This is a genomic window from Spiroplasma poulsonii (assembly GCF_009866525.1).
Taxonomy (GTDB): Bacteria; Bacillota_I; Bacilli_A; order Mycoplasmatales; family Mycoplasmataceae; genus Spiroplasma; species Spiroplasma poulsonii.
In genome coordinates this window covers 899,662-917,796 of record NZ_CM020866.1, presented here as the reverse complement: position 1 = coordinate 917,796, position 18,135 = coordinate 899,662, and the positions used below count along the sequence as shown (strand labels likewise).

Annotated in this window: 28 protein-coding genes and 1 pseudogene; 7 read left to right on the top strand and 22 right to left on the bottom strand. The window is 25.2% G+C overall.

Features of this window, described 5'->3' with window-relative positions:
- Window positions 1–36 precede the first annotated feature (36 nt).
- The gene (locus MSROBK_RS05150; RefSeq protein WP_040093571.1) at window positions 37–504 is read right to left on the bottom strand and encodes a CinA family protein; all 468 of its coding nucleotides are present in this window, start codon (window positions 502–504) and stop codon (window positions 37–39) included.
- A gap of 116 nt (window positions 505–620) precedes the next feature.
- Between MSROBK_RS05150 and pgsA the strand changes: the two genes are divergently transcribed.
- Both pgsA and MSROBK_RS05140 read left to right on the top strand, forming a co-directional pair.
- Window positions 621–1,322 carry a CDP-diacylglycerol--glycerol-3-phosphate 3-phosphatidyltransferase gene (pgsA, locus tag MSROBK_RS05145; RefSeq protein WP_040093492.1) on the top strand — a complete coding sequence of 234 codons (702 nt, stop codon included), beginning with the start codon at window positions 621–623 and terminating at the stop codon, window positions 1,320–1,322.
- Window positions 1,315–2,118 (top strand): SDR family NAD(P)-dependent oxidoreductase, encoded by an 804-nt coding sequence (locus MSROBK_RS05140; RefSeq protein ID WP_040093490.1) that lies wholly within the window; start codon window positions 1,315–1,317, stop codon window positions 2,116–2,118. Before pgsA ends, MSROBK_RS05140 begins: the two co-directional genes overlap by 8 nt.
- Before the next feature lie 30 nt (window positions 2,119–2,148).
- Here the strand turns inward: MSROBK_RS05140 and MSROBK_RS12125 are convergent, their stop codons facing one another.
- From MSROBK_RS12125 to MSROBK_RS05125, 6 genes are all read right to left on the bottom strand, one after another.
- A complete protein-coding gene (locus MSROBK_RS12125; protein ID WP_258267067.1) occupies window positions 2,149–2,280 on the bottom strand; it encodes a hypothetical protein in 132 nt (43 codons plus the stop codon).
- A gap of 197 nt (window positions 2,281–2,477) precedes the next feature.
- On the bottom strand, window positions 2,478–2,876 hold the full coding sequence (locus MSROBK_RS13465; RefSeq protein WP_242441474.1) for a transposase family protein: 399 nt from the start codon (window positions 2,874–2,876) through the stop codon (window positions 2,478–2,480).
- On the bottom strand, window positions 2,861–3,313 hold the full coding sequence (locus tag MSROBK_RS13460; RefSeq protein WP_040092446.1) for an IS5 family transposase: 453 nt from the start codon (window positions 3,311–3,313) through the stop codon (window positions 2,861–2,863). Before MSROBK_RS13460 ends, MSROBK_RS13465 begins: the two co-directional genes overlap by 16 nt.
- Window positions 3,314–3,379: 66 nt before the next feature.
- Window positions 3,380–3,514 carry a hypothetical protein gene (locus tag MSROBK_RS12120; protein WP_258267066.1) on the bottom strand — a complete coding sequence of 45 codons (135 nt, stop codon included), beginning with the start codon at window positions 3,512–3,514 and terminating at the stop codon, window positions 3,380–3,382.
- Window positions 3,515–3,680: 166 nt separating this feature from the next.
- Window positions 3,681–4,787 carry a papain-like cysteine protease family protein gene (locus MSROBK_RS05130; protein WP_040093489.1) on the bottom strand — a complete coding sequence of 369 codons (1,107 nt, stop codon included), beginning with the start codon at window positions 4,785–4,787 and terminating at the stop codon, window positions 3,681–3,683.
- 300 nt (window positions 4,788–5,087) lie between these two features.
- Entirely contained in the window at window positions 5,088–5,297 is a 210-nt protein-coding gene (locus MSROBK_RS05125; RefSeq protein ID WP_227991531.1) for a PTS sugar transporter subunit IIB, read from the bottom strand.
- A gap of 444 nt (window positions 5,298–5,741) precedes the next feature.
- Between MSROBK_RS05125 and MSROBK_RS05120 the strand changes: the two genes are divergently transcribed.
- Together MSROBK_RS05120 and MSROBK_RS05115 are read left to right on the top strand one after the other, a co-directional pair.
- On the top strand, window positions 5,742–5,891 hold the full coding sequence (locus MSROBK_RS05120; RefSeq protein WP_084218001.1) for a hypothetical protein: 150 nt from the start codon (window positions 5,742–5,744) through the stop codon (window positions 5,889–5,891).
- On the top strand, window positions 5,891–6,142 hold the full coding sequence (locus MSROBK_RS05115; RefSeq protein ID WP_040093487.1) for a hypothetical protein: 252 nt from the start codon (window positions 5,891–5,893) through the stop codon (window positions 6,140–6,142). The genes MSROBK_RS05120 and MSROBK_RS05115 overlap by 1 nt, the downstream gene beginning before the upstream one ends.
- Window positions 6,143–6,416: 274 nt before the next feature.
- Here the strand turns inward: MSROBK_RS05115 and MSROBK_RS05110 are convergent, their stop codons facing one another.
- Window positions 6,417–7,217: an IS3 family transposase gene (locus MSROBK_RS05110; protein WP_242441467.1), complete on the bottom strand. Its 801-nt coding sequence runs from the start codon at window positions 7,215–7,217 to the stop codon at window positions 6,417–6,419.
- 32 nt (window positions 7,218–7,249) lie between these two features.
- Complete coding sequence (locus MSROBK_RS05105) at window positions 7,250–7,543, bottom strand: transposase (protein ID WP_040093486.1); 294 nt, start codon at window positions 7,541–7,543, stop codon at window positions 7,250–7,252.
- A gap of 75 nt (window positions 7,544–7,618) precedes the next feature.
- Between MSROBK_RS05105 and MSROBK_RS05100 the strand changes: the two are divergent.
- Window positions 7,619–8,788: pseudogene (locus MSROBK_RS05100) on the top strand (spiroplasma phage ORF1-like family protein); the annotation flags it as partial.
- Window positions 8,789–8,808: 20 nt separating this feature from the next.
- On the opposite strand, the gene MSROBK_RS05095 reads toward MSROBK_RS05100, so the two are convergent.
- Together MSROBK_RS05095 and MSROBK_RS05090 are read right to left on the bottom strand one after the other, a co-directional pair.
- On the bottom strand, window positions 8,809–9,105 hold the full coding sequence (locus MSROBK_RS05095; protein WP_040093484.1) for a hypothetical protein: 297 nt from the start codon (window positions 9,103–9,105) through the stop codon (window positions 8,809–8,811).
- Complete coding sequence (locus MSROBK_RS05090) at window positions 9,086–9,193, bottom strand: lipoprotein (RefSeq protein WP_157944234.1); 108 nt, start codon at window positions 9,191–9,193, stop codon at window positions 9,086–9,088. Before MSROBK_RS05090 ends, MSROBK_RS05095 begins: the two co-directional genes overlap by 20 nt.
- 126 nt (window positions 9,194–9,319) lie before the next feature.
- Between MSROBK_RS05090 and MSROBK_RS05085 the strand changes: the two genes are divergently transcribed.
- On the top strand, window positions 9,320–10,411 hold the full coding sequence (locus MSROBK_RS05085; protein WP_040093483.1) for an Mbov_0401 family ICE element transposase-like protein: 1,092 nt from the start codon (window positions 9,320–9,322) through the stop codon (window positions 10,409–10,411).
- A gap of 97 nt (window positions 10,412–10,508) precedes the next feature.
- On the opposite strand, the gene MSROBK_RS05080 is transcribed toward MSROBK_RS05085, so the two are convergent.
- The 5 genes from MSROBK_RS05080 to MSROBK_RS12115 all read right to left on the bottom strand — a co-directional run bounded on the left by MSROBK_RS05080 (window position 10,509) and on the right by MSROBK_RS12115 (window position 12,350).
- Window positions 10,509–10,745 (bottom strand): hypothetical protein, encoded by a 237-nt coding sequence (locus tag MSROBK_RS05080; protein ID WP_040093482.1) that lies wholly within the window; start codon window positions 10,743–10,745, stop codon window positions 10,509–10,511.
- A 175-nt stretch (window positions 10,746–10,920) separates the two neighbouring features.
- Window positions 10,921–11,319 carry a transposase family protein gene (locus MSROBK_RS13455; protein ID WP_242441474.1) on the bottom strand — a complete coding sequence of 133 codons (399 nt, stop codon included), beginning with the start codon at window positions 11,317–11,319 and terminating at the stop codon, window positions 10,921–10,923.
- Window positions 11,304–11,756, bottom strand: coding sequence for an IS5 family transposase (locus MSROBK_RS13450; protein ID WP_040092647.1), 453 nt, complete (start codon window positions 11,754–11,756; stop codon window positions 11,304–11,306). Before MSROBK_RS13450 ends, MSROBK_RS13455 begins: the two co-directional genes overlap by 16 nt.
- Window positions 11,757–11,775: 19 nt before the next feature.
- Window positions 11,776–11,913 carry a hypothetical protein gene (locus tag MSROBK_RS12365; RefSeq protein WP_369123224.1) on the bottom strand — a complete coding sequence of 46 codons (138 nt, stop codon included), beginning with the start codon at window positions 11,911–11,913 and terminating at the stop codon, window positions 11,776–11,778.
- Entirely contained in the window at window positions 11,898–12,350 is a 453-nt protein-coding gene (locus tag MSROBK_RS12115; protein ID WP_040093480.1) for a transposase family protein, read from the bottom strand. Before MSROBK_RS12115 ends, MSROBK_RS12365 begins: the two co-directional genes overlap by 16 nt.
- A 360-nt stretch (window positions 12,351–12,710) precedes the next feature.
- Here MSROBK_RS12115 and MSROBK_RS05060 point away from each other — a divergent pair, with 360 nt between their 5' ends.
- Entirely contained in the window at window positions 12,711–13,412 is a 702-nt protein-coding gene (locus tag MSROBK_RS05060; RefSeq protein ID WP_227991466.1) for a hypothetical protein, read from the top strand.
- Here MSROBK_RS05060 and MSROBK_RS05055 read toward each other — a convergent pair.
- From MSROBK_RS05055 to MSROBK_RS05025, 6 genes are all read right to left on the bottom strand, one after another.
- On the bottom strand, window positions 13,405–14,202 hold the full coding sequence (locus MSROBK_RS05055; protein ID WP_242441483.1) for an IS3 family transposase: 798 nt from the start codon (window positions 14,200–14,202) through the stop codon (window positions 13,405–13,407). The genes MSROBK_RS05060 and MSROBK_RS05055 overlap by 8 nt on opposite strands.
- A 35-nt stretch (window positions 14,203–14,237) precedes the next feature.
- Complete coding sequence (locus tag MSROBK_RS05050) at window positions 14,238–14,513, bottom strand: IS3 family transposase (protein WP_040093310.1); 276 nt, start codon at window positions 14,511–14,513, stop codon at window positions 14,238–14,240.
- A gap of 528 nt (window positions 14,514–15,041) precedes the next feature.
- The gene (locus tag MSROBK_RS05040) at window positions 15,042–15,986 is read right to left on the bottom strand and encodes a Cof-type HAD-IIB family hydrolase (RefSeq protein WP_227991465.1); all 945 of its coding nucleotides are present in this window, start codon (window positions 15,984–15,986) and stop codon (window positions 15,042–15,044) included.
- A 42-nt stretch (window positions 15,987–16,028) separates the two neighbouring features.
- Complete coding sequence (gene yqeH, locus MSROBK_RS05035; protein ID WP_040093477.1) at window positions 16,029–17,105, bottom strand: ribosome biogenesis GTPase YqeH; 1,077 nt, start codon at window positions 17,103–17,105, stop codon at window positions 16,029–16,031.
- Window positions 17,092–17,688, bottom strand: a complete 597-nt coding sequence (locus MSROBK_RS05030) for a YqeG family HAD IIIA-type phosphatase (RefSeq protein WP_040093476.1) — start codon at window positions 17,686–17,688, stop codon at window positions 17,092–17,094. Before MSROBK_RS05030 ends, yqeH begins: the two co-directional genes overlap by 14 nt.
- A gap of 92 nt (window positions 17,689–17,780) precedes the next feature.
- Window positions 17,781–18,113 carry a hypothetical protein gene (locus MSROBK_RS05025; protein WP_052443492.1) on the bottom strand — a complete coding sequence of 111 codons (333 nt, stop codon included), beginning with the start codon at window positions 18,111–18,113 and terminating at the stop codon, window positions 17,781–17,783.
- Window positions 18,114–18,135: the final 22 nt, after the last annotated feature.

Sequence of the window (18,135 nt, the reverse complement as noted above, 5' to 3'; positions counted from 1 at the left end):
ACTTAGTTTTATCTATTTTAATTAATGATTCCTTTTTTATTTTAAAATAATTTGTAAAAGATGGTTAATAATTGTTTCAGCGGCAATAAGTTTTATTTTTTCTCGTGGTCAAGTTGGATTTAATGATAATTCAACTGTCGTTGGTTGATTTTGATAGACAATTGTGGCAAAGATGGTTCCAATTGGTAATTGTTCTAATTTACCAGGACCAGCATTACCAGTAAAACTAACAGCAAGATCGCTGTTAAATTGGTTTTGACAAGCAATTGCCATTGCTTCTGCGGTTTGTTTTGATACAACCCCATATTGAGTGATAATCGCTGCTGAGACATGACCAATGTTAACTTTAACATCATTGGTATAAGTAACAATACTTCCTAGGAAAACTTGACTAGCATTAGGAATATTTGTTAACAGATGACTAAAAAGACCACCCGTTATTGATTCATATGCTGCGATTGTTAATTGTTTTTGTTGTAATAATTGAATTAATTTTTGTGTCATTTTCATTGTTCACCTCAAAAACTTTCTTTAATATTATACATTTATATAATATAATATAATATGTAAGTAATATTAAATTGTCAGAGAAAGAATATCGTTAGAAAAGAGGACTTAAAATGAATTGAGCTAATCGTATTACATTAATTCGAATTTTTTTAATGCCAATTATTATTGTGCTCATGGGAATTGTTCCGTTTCCAGGAACATCACTATATCATAGTTGAGACCAATGGTTAACAATTAATGGACCTAATGTGACCTATTCGTTACCAACTAGTTATTTAATTGCTGGAATATTATTTATTGTTGCTAGTTTAACTGATTTATTAGATGGTTATGTTGCTCGTCGTTATAATCAAGTTACTACTTTTGGAAAGTTTTTTGATTCAATTGCCGATAAATTATTAACAAATACTGTTTTAATTGTTTTTGCTTGTGCAAATATTATTCCTGTTTGAATGACAGTGGTTTTAATTGCTCGTGACTTTGTAATTGATGTTGTTCGTCAAATTTTAGCGTCACAAAAAGTAATAATGGCAGCTAATCAATTAGGGCGTGTTCGAGCAGCAGTTGAAATGTTTGGAATGATAATCTTATTCTTTATTGGTTTTCGTATGTTTGGTGGGCAAAGTTTAAAAACGGGACAATGAGATGAATTTGGGTGAGTAAATCAAATTATTATGATTCCAATGTATTTAGCAACAGTTTTATCATTATTAGCATCTGGAAATTACATTTACTTAAATCGAAAAGCATTATTTGATATGACCGTGATTAAAAAACCAAAATTAGAAAGTGACCAAAATCAAAATGGCTAAAAAAATAATAAATAATTCAGAATGAGCGGTTGTAACAGGAGCTAGTAAAGGTTTGGGATATTGTTATTGTGAAGAGTTATTAAAACTTGGTTATAATGTTATTGCTGTTGCTCGTGATACAACATCTCTTGCTATTTTGCATGAAAAGTACCCCGACCAAGGAATCAAAATGATAAATTATGATTTAAGTAATTTAGATAATCCTTATCAGTTTTTTGCTGATGTAAAAGCAGAAAATGTTACGTTGTTAATTAATAATGCTGGTTATGGGGTATGAGGTTATTTTAATGAATCAAGTCTAGAACAAGAAATGAATATGGTTGATTTAAACATCAAGGCGTTACATATTTTAACAAAATTATTTGTGCAGCGTTTTATTGATCAAAATAAGGGTCGTGTGTTAAATATTGGTAGTTTAGCAGCCTTTACTCCTGCTCCTGTTTTTGCCAGTTATTATGCTTCAAAAGCTTATGTCTGAAGTTTAGGGGTTGCAATTAATACTGAGTTAAAGAAAACAAAATCCCCTGTTCGGGTAATTACCTTGTGTCCAGGTCCGTTGAAAACAGATTTTTGAAATCGAAGCAGTAATCAAAAAGAGGCAAAATATCATTCAACAGTAAAAGTAATGAAAACAGCAACATATGCTCGAAAAAGTTTAATGCGTGGTTTAAAAACAAAACGAAAAAATTACATTATCACAGGAAGTGTGAATAAGATGGTTAAAGCATTAACCAGATACGCACCACAAAGTTGTGTTTTAACATCAGTTTATAATTATCAAAAAAACCGAAAATAAAAGTTGAAGTTAACTTCAACTTTTATTTTTTTATCATCATATAATGTTTAAGATATCACCAGAAACTATTCTCCCTCATGGTCTACTACCAGTGGCAGCATAATTTCCAGAACCATAAAAATGAATTCGCATCATTAAATGTTTTAATTTTTTGTTTGTCATTGTTTCAACTTTTCCCCCAATTCAAGCATATAATAGACTTCTTGCATTACTTGTTAAAAAATTGCAAATATTTGTAAAAAAGATACTAATAGAAAAATATAATTTTAATTAATTATGTTTTTTATTTAAAAATTTAATATTTTTCCACAACGAAAAATTAATTTATTATTTAAATTATTTAATTTTAAATAAATATTTTATGTTAAATATAATAATTGTAAATTATAAATTGAGGCAATTAAATTAAATCTTAAACCAAATCTTTTTCTTCGATTACGATATTTTTCTGTAATAATTTTAAATTTTTTAAGAATAGCAAAAATATTTTCAATAATAATTCTCATTTTTGAAACTAGTCTATTATATTGCTTTTGTTCTTTGTTTAAAGGGTTTTTCTTTGTTTTCTTTGTAGGTATTAGAACATTATTGTGATTTTTTTGTATTCCTTGATAACCACTATCAACTATTAATTTGGTATTTTTTAAAATTGGGATTTTTGATTCTTTAAATAAAGCATAATCATGTTTTTTTCCGAGCGAAAAACTTGTTGCAATAATTTTTTTGGTTTCTTGTTCGATAATTACTTGTGTTTTGATCGTGTGTTTTTTCTTTTTACCAGAATAAGATTGTTTTTGTCTTTTTTTGGGCGTTGGATTGGAGTTTCGGTAGCATCAATAATAATGGTTTTATCATTAAAATAATCATTTATTAGTGCTTTTTTACCAGCAAGTTGTTGAAAATCAGAGTTTTTAATTAAAATATCTTCAATTCACTTAATATTACGATAACAATTAGCCTCACTAATATCAAAACTTTTACCAAGATGAAAATAAGTCTGATATTCTCGTCAATATAATAAAGTCATCAATAATCTATTTTCTAATGATAATTTATTAGTTTTACCACCTTTTTTAAATTTTTCTATTTCAGCAACTTTTAAAATATCTAACATTTTATTAAAAGTGGATTTTTTTATTCCTGTTAATCTTAACCATTCTCTATCATTAAGAGTATTAAATTTATTATTGTTCATATTTTTATGTCCTCATAAATTATATTTTATAATAATATTTTAATAAAAAAGGGTATCGCAAGAAGTCTATTGTAAACTATGTTTACCTTTTGCATGCGTAAACATTCCAATTCCGGCAGATAAATTAGGTAATTCAACAGCTTTGTAAAGATATTTAAAGACAGCTAATGATTTTATGCCAGTATAAGCAGTTAAATCCATTCATTTTGTTGAAATTAATCATTTAATTTCCTCACCTTCACTTGCTAAATTTTTATTGTATTTTTCAATTGGTTGGATGTTAATTGCAATCTTATTTTGTTTTGTAACAAGATTTTCTTTGATAAAACAACTGGTAGTTTCATTCTGTTTTCTCCTTGCCTTTTTCTTATTTTTTATAAAAACTTAAAATTTGGCCAGTCATAAATCAAATGTGTGGTCAATTCCTTGTTGATCAACTTTGCCCACCAACATAAATTATTAAAGTTAAAATTAAATGATTTATCCTAGAATGCGAAAATATTACTTGCACTGAAATGTGACCATCAATATGAGCACCACCAATTTCCTCAATTGCTCTTTCAATTTCAATAATTGGACTAACTCATTTGTCAGCATTATTAGGGAGGTGGTTAAAATTAACCGAAAAATCAGTAACAGATTTTTTTCGAGTAAATAAATATATCTCGCCATTAAATTCATTTAATGTTAGTTTTTGATATGTATCATGGATTTGGCCAGTTTTTGTTGCCCCGGTTGTTGCGGTTAAATCTAATTGCATTCGTATTACTTCATGATTTTCATTATCATTAATGTCATTTTTATCAATTTCTTCATTTTCAACAACAACTTTTAACACATCTTTCTGAAAGTCAGGTTCTGCACCAAAACCAACTAGTTCGCCATCAATATGAATATAATTACTAATTTCACGACCTAAAAATGTCATTTGGGCCCCATCTGTTGGATCAAGATAAGTATATTGTGTTTCGCCAGGGTTATTTTCGTTAATATTAATTCCTGTAATCAGAATGGCATGGCCATCGTTCTGATCAGTATAACCAAAGAGAACGAGGTAATTGTTAAATAATGATTGATATACATAATTTTCAAATAACAATTGTTCAGCGCTAGTATGTCCAAAATTAGCAGGCATTTGCACAAGACCATAATTGATGGTTTGATTTACGGGTCGAATATTCTTATTTAAATAGTTAACTAAATTTTGGTTAATAACTAATCCGTTTTCACCAACACTATTTAAATCATTATAAATTACTGTTTGCCTTCGGGTAATATTAAAATATCCAAAAATCATTTGCATACTAGTTGAAACACAAAACCAATTGGTTTCTTGAATTCTACGAATAATTCATAATTTAATACTTCTTTTATTTTGTGCTACTGTTTTATGGTAGCAATCATTAGCAATAACATTTGGAATACTACTACCCAAGATTGTTATTACGCCTAAAGCACTTAATAGTTTTTTCATAACCTAAGGCCTCTCTTCTTAACAACCCTACCACCCTACCAAAATTAATAATTTTTGATAAATAAAAAACGGAATTATAATTAAAATATTATTACATTTTATTTTAGTGATGATTGTTAAGTTGATATTATGATTCCGCGGTTAACGGTTAGAACTAATTTAAAACATTTTGTTATAAAGATAAGTTTATTATATCTTAAAAAACTAAAATTAAGGGATGATAATCCTTTGTTTTTTTGCTTGGAACTAAAAAATGTTTATCAAAGATAAACATTTTTCTTAAGAAATATTAAATTAAAGTTATTTACCAGAAATTTCTGATAGTTTTGTTGCAACCGCTTCAACATTTAAGCCAATAATGATTTGAATTCCTTTTGTTTTTGAAACTAAAACCATTCCGGCGACCCCAGCCTCTTTAATTGGTTGTTGATTAATTTTAGTGTTGTCTTCAACGGTTAATCGTAATCTGGTCATACAGTTGTCAACTTTAACTAAATTGTCATGGCCAATTGCATCATAAATAACTTGTGCTAATTTTAATGGTCCGTCTGGATCTTTTTGAATGTCAATTCGTTTATTAGCAACATTGGTGGGAGTGTTGCAAAGATACGGATTTTAGTTAAAAACAAGATATAATCTTGTTTTTTCTTTTATATATAGAAATTATTAATATTAAAGTTATTATTTTTTAAAAATTTTAAGGAGTTGGAATTATTCAAACAAAGCAATATTTTATTTTGCGGTCGTTAGTGAAAAAATATGGTAAAGATAATGTTATTAATACTGTCAATAAGATTGCAAATGATATTGAAATTAAAAAGTAAAGAATAAATTATTCCGCGTAATTTATTAGCGGATAATTTATTCAATAATGTTTTTTAATGGAGCAAAGCGACAACGAGCGGAGCGAGTTTGCAAATTTCAATTTTTTAATTTATTGAAAGGAGATATATTATGCCAGTTTGATTAACGACAATTTTTAGTGTTGTTATTATATTAGGTATTTTTGCGTGAATTGGTTTATCAATTTATCAAAAAATTCGCCAAATTCGAGGAAAGAAAAAATATAAAAAAGAAATTGAAAATAAGGAGGATAAGAAATAATGTTAGGTATGTATTTAACAACAGTAATTAATTTTTTAGCAGTTGGTGATAAACCTACTATTTCAGATGGAATGGGTTCTATTTGAAGTGGATTAGGACAAGCAATGATGAAAGTTAAAGAAGCAATTTATGCTGTATTACCACAATTAATGACCTTTTTAGGTGATGCGTGAATTATTTTAATTCCATTTGGTATTTTTGTTATCATTAAGATTTTAAACTTTTTCCGTGTTATGGTTAAAGGATTTTAATTCATATATCTTAGCTGTGGCACACTAGTTTTTATATGTGATTTTATTAAATAATTTTATTGTTTATTTTTACACTATACACTGTTTACAAATTTATTTTTTAATAAAGTTTATTATTATTGTTAATGTTGGAATTATAAAAATTTCTATTATACATATAATTTTAACTATATTTTCTATGGTGGATAAATTTATATTGTTTATTATTCATAATATTGAGTCTATTATGAAAAATATTTTTTTAGTGGAATGGCAAGGGTTTTTTGGACAAATTTTATGTAGAGTAAAGATTTTTATATTCAATTGGTGTTAAATAATTTAATTTGCTGTGAATTCGTACATTATTGTATCAATTAACATAGTCAAATAATTCTAATTTAAATTGTTCAATATTTTTAAATTTTCTGTTTTTAATTAATTCTGTTTTTAAAATTTTATAGGTTGATTCAGAAACAGCATTATCATAAGGACAGCCTGGTTTACTATAAGATTTTGCAACATTGTTTTTAGCTAAAAGATTGTAAATGATATTGTTATTAAATTCGCTGCCTTGATCAGTATGAAATATTTTAATATTATCTAAAGAAAAACTAAGCTTTTTAAAAGTATTTTCAACTAATTTGGCATCTTTATGAGAACTAACATCATAACCAATAACTTCACGATTAAATAAATCAATTAGAAAGCACACATAATATCATTTGCTATTGATAGCAACTTGTGTTAAATCACTGACAACAACTTCATGTAGTTTATAATTATTAAATTCTTGATTTAACAAATTATGATATTTGTATATAGCGTTTTTGTTACTTTGATGTTTATATTTAAGTTTTGTATAATTGGAAATTAAGTTATATCTTTGCATTATTTTACTAATTTTTATTCGTGATAATAAAATATTTTGTTGTGCTAACATAACTTTAATTTTTCTTGTGCCATAATTTTTACGACTTTTTAAGAAAATACTGATAACAGCATTATCAATAGTATGGTTTGATTTAGGATTATTTGATTTCAATTGATAATAAAACGTTGATCTAGGAACTTTTAGTGTTTTGCATAAATTAGTAATTGCATATTTTTCTTTGTTGTTTTTAATAATTACTATTTTTTGCGTATTATCAGTGTGGCTTGCTTTAAAATATCATTTTCCATTCGTAATTGTTTAATTTCTTTTCTTAGATGAATTAGTTCATTTTCTTCTGGGCTTCGATTATCTTTTGCTTTAAATGAACCAGAATTATTGAATTCATGAATTCATTTTCAAACTGTTGATTTACCGACCTGATAGTCACTGGACAATTGTTTTGCTGTTTTACCTGTTTTACCTGTTTTACCTGTTTTATAAAGACTAACAATTTGTTGTTTAAATTCATCGGTATAATGATTCTTTGCCATAATTACACCTCCATTTATTAATTTAATTATAATCCTTACTCCACATTATTGTTGTCCAATTTATCTTAACCCATCCAAAATATTGTTGCAGGTAGTTTAGAATTAACACATTTTAAACAATATTGGGATGGTAATAATGCAAATAGTTATCGGTATACTGATGATTTAGGTTTTTTGTTTACTTTTATGAAAGATAAAGATAATATTTTTAATTTTAGTGCTGAAACATATAATTATAATCAAGGTAATTCTCCCAATACTGGTAAAAATGTTTTTGAACAGATGAAAGGTCAAATTGATATTAATAAATTTTTAAAAGCCTTTTTTGCCTATGCTTTGGTACCTGTTTTTCAAAATCGTAGTAATTTTATTGAAAGTGGTTATATTGATAATTTACAATATGATACTGTTTTAATTAATTTTTTTGGCTTAAAATTAGTTAATTTTAGAGATGTATTAATTGAAGAAAATAATACTAATAAAAGTCAATTTGAAAAGTTATTAAATAGTATGTTCACGATTTCGCAAAACTTTTATAAAGATTATTTACGTACCATTTTTGATTTAGAAAATAATACTTATGTGCAAGGTTATAATAAAAAATATGGTTTATTAGCAAATAATGGTTTTAAAATTTACCCACGATATTTTTATTTTTCAGATAAATATAATCAGTTGGATATTAAATTGTATTCAGCATTTAAAAATCGGTTTTATAATACAAACTATGGTAATGTATTTAATTACGATTTTTCAGTTGCAAATGATTATAATATTAATCAAAATGAGGGTTATATTTTTGAAGGGACTTTAAAAGATAAATATGGTTTAAAATATAAAAAAATTGAATAACAAAAAATCGGTTATAATGTTTTTGAATTACAAGCCCAAAAAGAAAATGATATGTACCGTTATTATGATTTTAATTTTGGAATTTATAACTGACAAGAAATAAATAAAGATGGATTATTTCCTGATGGGCAATGATGACAAGCACAACCTGAAAGTTGTAAATGATATGAATTATCGTGTTATATCAGAAATTCTGCAATTTGAGTTGTTAATAATATCCCTGGTGTAAAACAAGTTAATGAATTAGCAAGTGGTGTTGGTAAAATATTTCAAACAATATATAGTTTTTTTAATCAAACATTCGAGGTGTGAAAATTTAGTCCAGCATTATATAACACAATAACAAATATATTCTTATTAATTATATTTATGAAATTTGTACGATTAATTTAAAAAAGGACTTATAGGTCCTTTTATTCTTTTCAATCAATTATTAGTCCTGTATCTTTATTAATTTCTGGTATTTCAAGTTCATTTAAACCATCTCAACAATAAATTTTAGCATGTGTACTTCACATTCATCTATGATTAATGTCTTTTGCATTTGTTTTAATAATTCTTCATTTTTGTACTTGATCTCCATAAATTACTATATATTCTTTATTATCTTCTTCTACTTCTGTACCGCTAGGAATAAACTTTCATTTACTTCCAACTGGCGGTTGTTGTGGTTTATTAGGTTCTGGTTTATTACCCCCCCCCGTTTTCATTGTTATTTGGTTTTTCACAACTAATTAATGTTGTTGTACTTGCTGTAGTTAATCCGATTGTTCCTAAAATACTTAGTCATTTTTTCATATTTTTATTCCTTTCTGTGAAATGCTATAATTTTTTTAATTATACTATACATTTTTTAAAGTAGGTGTAAATTTATGAAATATATTAATTAATAATTTTAATTTAACAACGAAAGGAAATAATAAAATGTTTAATTTTAATAAATTTAGCGTAAATATTTATGAAAATGCTTTAAATCAGTTAATAGAAAAAATAGAAAGAATTGATAATATAATTTTTAAAAAACGAGATAAAACAAAATATTTTGTAAAAGAAATAAAAACTAGAAAAATTAAAACAGAATTTGGAATATTGATTTATAAGCGAAGAATTTACAAATATTTTTATAAGGGTAAGTGAAAATATGTTCCTCTTGTTGATAAACAATTTGGAGTTAAAAAATGGCAAAGAATAATTAATAATTTAAAACTAAAAATAACTGTTGAAATAGTAAAAAATAAAAGATATAGTGATATATTAGATATGTTTAATTGCAAATTACATTGTTCGTCTGTTTCGCGTATTTTACGAAAAGCATTAATAAAAAGAAAAGATAAAAAAATAGATTTGAAAAATTGTAAAAATTTATATATTAATTTAGATGATGCATATGTAACTTTAAAAAATAAAAATAATAAATCTTATTTGCAAACTGTTAGAATAATTTCATTTAATACTGTAAAAGAAAATAATAAATCTTTAAATAAAAAATATTGTTATTTTTTTCTTAATAAGAAAACTCGGGGTGCAGAATTTAATGCGTTCTTTATTAAAAAACAAATTCAGAAATTTTTTAAAAATTATGAAAATATTAAATTAATTATTGGTGGAGATAGTGCTAAATGAATTAAAAAAACTGCTAAAATTTTAGATGGTATGTTTATATTTGATAGATTTCATGCAATAAGAGAATTAAAGAATAATATATATTGTGGTAATCGTAGTAAAGAATCCTTTAAAAATTATTTACACGCAAAAGAGTTATTTTTACAAGGAAAATACGACGAATTTATAACTTTTTTAAAATCATTACAGAATGAAAGAATTAAATTAAGGTATTTTATTAATTTAAAAAATGGTATTTTAAATCAAAATAAAGAGTGAAATATTGGCGTATCTGCTGAAAGCGATGTTTCAAGAGTTGTAAAATCTTGTTTAGGATATGGGAATAAAACATTTTCGTTTTCAACATTTAAAAAAATTTTAGATTTAAAAATTATGAAATTTAATTTTAGTTAATTTAAAATAATATAATCTTAGTTTTTAAAATATTTTTTAGTGTGTAAAAATATGAAATTATTATTTGTATTTTTATTTTTTTTGTGTTATTATTTTTTTATAAAAGAAAAAAGTTTCTTGTTTTTAAATAAATTAAATAATACCCGTTTATTTGCAACACTCCCCCATTGGTTTGTAAAAGAACATTAACATTGCCACTTGTTGTTGCAACTGTACCGTTTGCTGTTTGTTGTTCTTGCAATGCTTTTTTCTTCGCGTGTTTTTCAACACTTTTTCCTAATGATTTTGCAATCATAGCGGCTTCGTCTTCACGACCAGGTGTAGATAAATTCATTTTTTTAATATTAGACTTCTTGCATTACTTGTTAAAAAATTGCAAATATTTGTAAAAAAGATACTAATAGAAAAATATAATTTTAATTAATTATGTTTTTTATTTAAAAATTTAATATTTTTCCACAACGAAAAATTAATTTATTATTTAAATTATTTAATTTTAAATAAATATTTTATGTTAAATATAATAATTGTAAATTATAAATTGAGGCAATTAAATTAAATCTTAAACCAAATCTTTTTCTTCGATTACGATATTTTTCTGTAATAATTTTAAATTTTTTAAGAATAGCAAAAATATTTTCAATAATAATTCTCATTTTTGAAACTAGTCTATTATATTGCTTTTGTTCTTTGTTTAAAGGGTTTTTCTTTGTTTTCTTTGTAGGTATTAGAACATTATTGTGATTTTTTTGTATTCCTTGATAACCACTATCAACTATTAATTTGGTATTTTTTAAAATTGGGATTTTTGATTCTTTAAATAAAGCATAATCATGTTTTTTTCCGAGCGAAAAACTTGTTGCAATAATTTTTTTGGTTTCTTGTTCGATAATTACTTGTGTTTTGATCGTGTGTTTTTTCTTTTTACCAGAATAAGATTGTTTTTGTCTTTTTTTGGGCGTTGGATTGGAGTTTCGGTAGCATCAATAATAATAGTTTTATCATTAAAATAATCATTTATTAGTGCTTTTTTACCAGCAAGTTGTTGAAAATCAGAGTTTTTAATTAAAATATCTTCAATTCACTTAATATTACGATAACAATTAGCCTCACTAATATCAAAACTTTTACCAAGATGAAAATAAGTCTGATATTCTCGTCAATATAATAAAGTCATCAATAATCTATTTTCTAATGATAATTTATTAGTTTTACCACCTTTTTTAAATTTTTCTATTTCAGCAACTTTTAAAATATCTAACATTTTATTAAAAGTGAATTTTTTTATTCCTGTTAATCTTAACCATTCTCTATCATTAAGAGTATTAAATTTATTATTGTTCATATTTTTATGTCCTCATAAATTATATTTTATAATAATATTTTAATAAAAAAGGGTATCGCAAGAAGTCTAATAAAGCATAATCATGTTTTTTTCCGAGCGAAAAACTTGTTGCAATAATTTTTTTGGTTTCTTGTTCGATAATTACTTGTGTTTTGATCGTGTGTTTTTTCTTTTTACCAGAATAAGATTGTTTTTGTCTTTTTTTGGGCGTTGGATTGGAGTTTCGGTAGCATCAATAATAATAGTTTTATCATTAAAATAATCATTTATTAGTGCTTTTTTACCAGCAAGTTGTTGAAAATCAGAGTTTTTAATTAAAATATCTTCAATTAACTTAATATTACGATAACAATTAGCCTCACTAATATCAAAACTTTTACCAAGATGAAAATAAGTCTGATATTCTCGTCAATATAATAAAGTCATCAATAATCTATTTTCTAATGATAATTTATTAGTTTTACCACCTTTTTTAAATTTTTCTATTTCAGCAACTTTTAAAATATCTAACATTTTATTAAAAGTGGATTTTTTTATTCCTGTTAATTTTAACCATTCTCTATCATTAAGAGTATTAAATTTATTATTGTTCATATTTTTATGTCCTCATAAATTATATTTTATAATAATATTTTAATAAAAAAGGGTATCGCAAGAAGTCTATTGTATTTCATAATTAATATGTTAATATAATTATAACTTTTTATCGTTTAGTTTTACAGTATACAAGTGAATATTAGGTGAATTATCCGATAACGACCAGAAACAATTTTAAAACGAATATATAAATTAAATAAAAATATTAAAAAAAACAGTTTAAGAATAATCAATGTTAGGGAAAACATTGCTAGAATAATTTGAGACGAATATACTGATAGTACAACAAATTTTATTGACGTTTATTTTACAATTTATAATTTAAGCACTTCAGTATTTTATAATGACAATCCAAGTTTGGGATGTCAAAACCCCTTACCCACTATTCCAAATCCAGAAATAACATCAGAAGATGATAAAGATCAAAACAAGGAACCAATTTATGCAACAGTTTTACCTAAAAGTCAACGAAATAAACAAAATAACGTTCCCCCACCCCGCCCACTCAAAAAATTAAGTCTTCTTGTACCAAATACCCACTTAGGGGAATTATCTGATAACTTACCAGAAACAATTTTAGAAAGAGTAATATTGCTAAACACTGATATAAATTTAGATGAAGTAACTCTTCATGATATTACACATAATTTAGCAATAATTAGCAGTAATCAAAATAGCAATAGATATTATGGCAGAGTTATCGTTGAATTTACTCTAAATAATACTGAAACAAAAACTATTAAAAAAGAAGAAAATAAACCAGATTCAAACTCTGATTCAGATAATAGTAATGGTATTAATAAATTAGTTAGTAAATTTAATAGATTATGTTCAAATGATGAAGCTAATAATTTAAATCCTAAAAAAGTTTTAACTGAAACTACCCGTGGTGGACGTTTGCAAGCTGGTGATACTTATCTTGGGACAAACAATGGTGTTTATTTAAAACATGAATATGGACAAATTGACAAATTTGATGGTTTAGCTTTTCCAATCATCGCAATCGAATTAGATAATAACGGTGGAATGGCAAGGGTTTTTTGGACAAATTTTATTTAGAGTAAAGATTTTTATATTCAATTGGTGTTAAATAATTTAATTTGCTGTGAATTCGTACATTATTGTATCAATTAACATAGTCAAATAATTCTAATTTAAATTGTTCAATATTTTTAAATTTTCTGTTTTTAATTAATTCTGTTTTTAAAATTTTATAGGTTGATTCAGAAACAGCATTATCATAAGGACAGCCTGGTTTACTATAAGATTTTGCAACATTGTTTTTAGTTAAAAGATTGTAAATGATATTGTTATTAAATTCGCTGCCTTGATCAGTATGAAATATTTTAATATTATCTAAAGAAAAACTAAGCTTTTTAAAAGTATTTTCAACTAATTTGGCATCTTTATGAGAACTAACATCATAACCAATAACTTCACGATTAAATAAATCAATTAGAAAGCACACATAATATCATTTGCTATTGATAGCAACTTGTGTTAAATCACTGACAACAACTTCATGTAGTTTATAATTATTAAATTCTTGATTTAACAAATTATGATATTTGTATATAGCGTTTTTGTTACTTTGATGTTTATATTTAAGTTTTGTATAATTGGAAATTAAGTTATATCTTTGCATTATTTTACTAATTTTTATTCGTGATAATAAAATATTTTGTTGTGCTAACATAACTTTAATTTTTCTTGTGCCATAATTTTTACGACTTTTTAAGAAAATACTGATAACAGCATTATCAATAGTATGGTTTGATTTAGGATTATTTGATTTCAATTGATAATAAAACGTTGATCTAGGAACTTTTAGTGTTTTGCATAAATTAATAATTGCATATTTTTCTTTGTTGTTTTTAATAATTACTATTTTTTGCCTATTATCAGTGTGGCTTGCTTTAAAATATCATTTTCCATTCGTAATTGTTTAATTTCTTTTCTTAGATGAATTAGTTCATTTTCTTCTGGGCTTCGATTATCTTTTGCTTTAAATGAACCAGAATTATTGAATTCATGAATTCATTTTCAAACTGTTGATTTACCGACCTGATAGTCACTGGACAATTGTTTTGCTGTTTTACCTGTTTTATAAAGACTAACAATTTGTTGTTTAAATTCATCGGTATAATGATTCTTTGCCATAATTACACCTCCATTTATTAATTTAATTATAATCCTTACTCCACATTATTGTTGTCCAATTTATCTTAACCCATCCATTAATTAAATGATCAGATTATGCTAACAATTGACAAGAATTTAGAACAAAATATTAATATATTAAAATTAATAATATTACTTCTGCTGCTGGTGGTCAAGGTACAACAATATCTAATACAAAAAAAATATTAAATTTAAGACAAAAGACATTAATGAAGATTGATATTCTGATCAAAATCATTTATCGCTAGTAAATTATGCCTATTGTATCTTTATGCCTATTTTTTATGTAGAACAAAAAGCAGTGTTATATATTAAAAACTTATGACTTGAAGGAGAATACTTAAAAATGCAAATAACGTCATATACTTTTTCTCTCTTAGCTGTATATCACGTTTGATCAAATTTACAAATTGATAAAGTTGAAGTGTATTAAAAAATAACACTGATTCATGTTTTATAAAAAATTACCTTTGATATAAAAAATAGGTCTTTACAGAGACCTATTTTTTATATCAAAGGTAATTTTGAAAACAAAGTTATACTCATAAAAAAATGTTTATTCAAAAACATTTTTAACTTGTGGTAAAAACTCAGCAATTTGTTCTTTTGATAATACTTCGGTAAAAAGATATGTTCACGAACACCATTATCAAAAACAGAAGTAGTTGTTGCATTAGCAATTTTTTTTAGTTCTAAAACACTATTCCCCATTGCGACAGAATAACCAACACTTTTTGCAAGTTCAACGTCATTAAAATTATCGCCATAAAAAATAAACTGCTGTGGATTATACCCTTTTAATTCACATAATTTTTTAAAAACATTTCCTTTGTCAATATCTAACGCTTGAATATCAAACAAGTCTTTTTGTGAAAAGACCCCTTCAACTTGATCTTTAAATGGTTCATTAATAAACTGGACACGCTCTAATTCAGCTGTTGAGTTAAATGGAAATAAAATTTTTAAGACTTGAATATTATTATTTTTTAATAATGCTAAATAATTTGTTTCAATATCTAATGGAATTTGATAATTATTATCACCTAATTGTTCATTATATTTTATCATTAATGCAATTCGTTTTGAATGAGGATGACCATAAATCATACTTGCAGTATAAACAATATGATCAACATCATGTTCTAATGCTAATGTAATAATTTCAATCGCTAAATCTTGCGGTAAGGTTTGCTGGTATAAAACTTCATTACTAACGGGATCTCGAATTAAAGCACCATTACAAGAAATAATTGATGTCTTAATTTTTAACTTTGCAAAATATTCTTTTGCCATTAAATCTAACCGTCCCGATGCTAACAACAAATGATAGTCACTCACTAACTGATACGTTTGTAAGGCTTCATAAGTTTCTTCATTAATTACATAACCTTCACCGGTTATTGTTCCATCTAAATCGTTAATAACATAAGGATATTTTTTAAAAAGATTCATATAACCTTCTTCCTTTCTAACTATCTACTTTTAAGTATAAAACTAAATGAACCGTTTTCGTAAATTAATTTTAATGTTTTCATTTGTTCCAACCATTAGTTCTTGTCCTGGGCTTCCTTTAAAAGTAATTCACCCTAATCCGGCAATAAATAAAGAATAATCTCCTGGTTCTGCAATAATGATTGTTTGTTCTTTTCAAGGATTATAATCTTTTAATCTTAGCGAAGCTTGCATTAAGTGGTGCTTAAAATAATAATCTTTATTTGTTAGTTTTGTTCGATGTAACATTATATTATTATTTTTATAAAAGTGAAAACTTGTTTTTAATCCTTTTACAAAAGAAAAACTTGCTAGCCCTTCATAAAAAATTGTTTGTTCAGACTCTAATTGAAATGTAATTGGTTTAAGCAATTTATTAGTAATCATTTTTTTGTCATTATGATCTAAATAAGAAATAATGGTATGGTTATTAACAACTCCTGGGCTATCATAAATTTTATGCTTAGTTCCCAACTTAACTTCAATATTGCCAAGGGTTGTTGAAACATTATTGGAAACTGTTATTTTTTGTTGATAATTTGTTAACTTAATTAAACTATTTAACAAAGTACTCTTTCCGGTATTTGAACTACCAACAAAAACAATATCTTCAGTTTGATGTTTTATATAGCGATATAATTCATCTAATGCATAATTTTTTAAAGCACTAACTAAAATAATGTTTTCAATCTTTGCAAACAACGCTGAATTAATAAAAAGTTCTTCAACAAAAGTAAGAATTTTGTTATTATTAATTAACTTTTGAACTAAATCAACTTTATTAATAATTATTGTCACTTTATTATTTTGTAAGATTTGCTCTAATGGTAAGTTTCGTGAACCATCTAAATCATAAGCATCCAAAACATAAAAATAATGGTATCCTAAACCATAATTATTACTAAGATTTGCTAAAAAGGAATTCTCATTTAAATCATAATCAATTAATTCATTATAATGTGTTAAGCGAAAACAACGATAACAATAATCTTGTGTTAAATTTTCAACATAACCAATTTTGTTTTGCTTGGTGTTTTGTAAAGTAACACCACAACCTTGGCAGTGCTTATAAGATGTCATAGTCTAACCCATATTCTCCTTCATCAAAGAATCCCTTATGTAAAATATTTTTTTGTGCTAATCTTTTGTAAACAACACTTTCTAATAACCGTATAAAACGATTTGACTCATCAACACCAGTTACAGGAACCACCAAAATACTTTCCATATGAGCACGGTTTGCAAATAAAACATCAGTAATTAATTGGTCACCAACCATAATCATTTCATGGGGATTAACATTAAATTGCCGTGAAATAATACGAAAGTATTTTAATAATGGTTTTTTAGCATTTCAATAATAATGTTTAATTCCTGCTTTTAATGCAAATCGTTCCACTCGTTTACGGGCATTATTTGAAACTAGGACAAATGTCATTCCTAAGTCCTGCACCTTTTGAATTAAATTTAGATTATCTGCATTTGGAATGCCACGATAAAATGGGATTAAAGTATTATCTAAATCACAAATAAAAACCTTAATCCCATGTTTTTTTAATGATTCAAGATTAATCTTGTTAACATTTTGAACATAAATTGATGGTTTAAAATAATTTAATAATAAATTACGATTCTTTTTTTTTCCAAAAATTGTTTTAGCCATTATTAAAAACCCTTACTTCTTTCTTTTATCATTATACCAAGATTAAATAAAAAAGTTATTCTTTTCCTTGAAAGAATAACTTTTCAAATTGTTTAATGGATTGTAATTTCATTAATAAGATATTTATTATGTTGTAATTCAACAACAATTTTAATAACCTTATCATTAATTTTATATTCAAAAACATTATCAACTGTTTGTGAACCGACCCCGACTTGTAAAGCATTAAAAGTTTGTTGCATTGTTGCTGCTAATTTTTGTTGGGTAACATTAAAATCAGTAATATATTTATTGATTGTTTTAAACCCGCCTTCAATACCCATCATATTTTCTAAAATACTTTTTAAATAAGATAACGGGGATTTATCAACAATTACATTATTTTTAAATCCTAGAATAGCAAAAAAATCATCCGGATTTAACAATGCATCTTGTAACAGATACGAG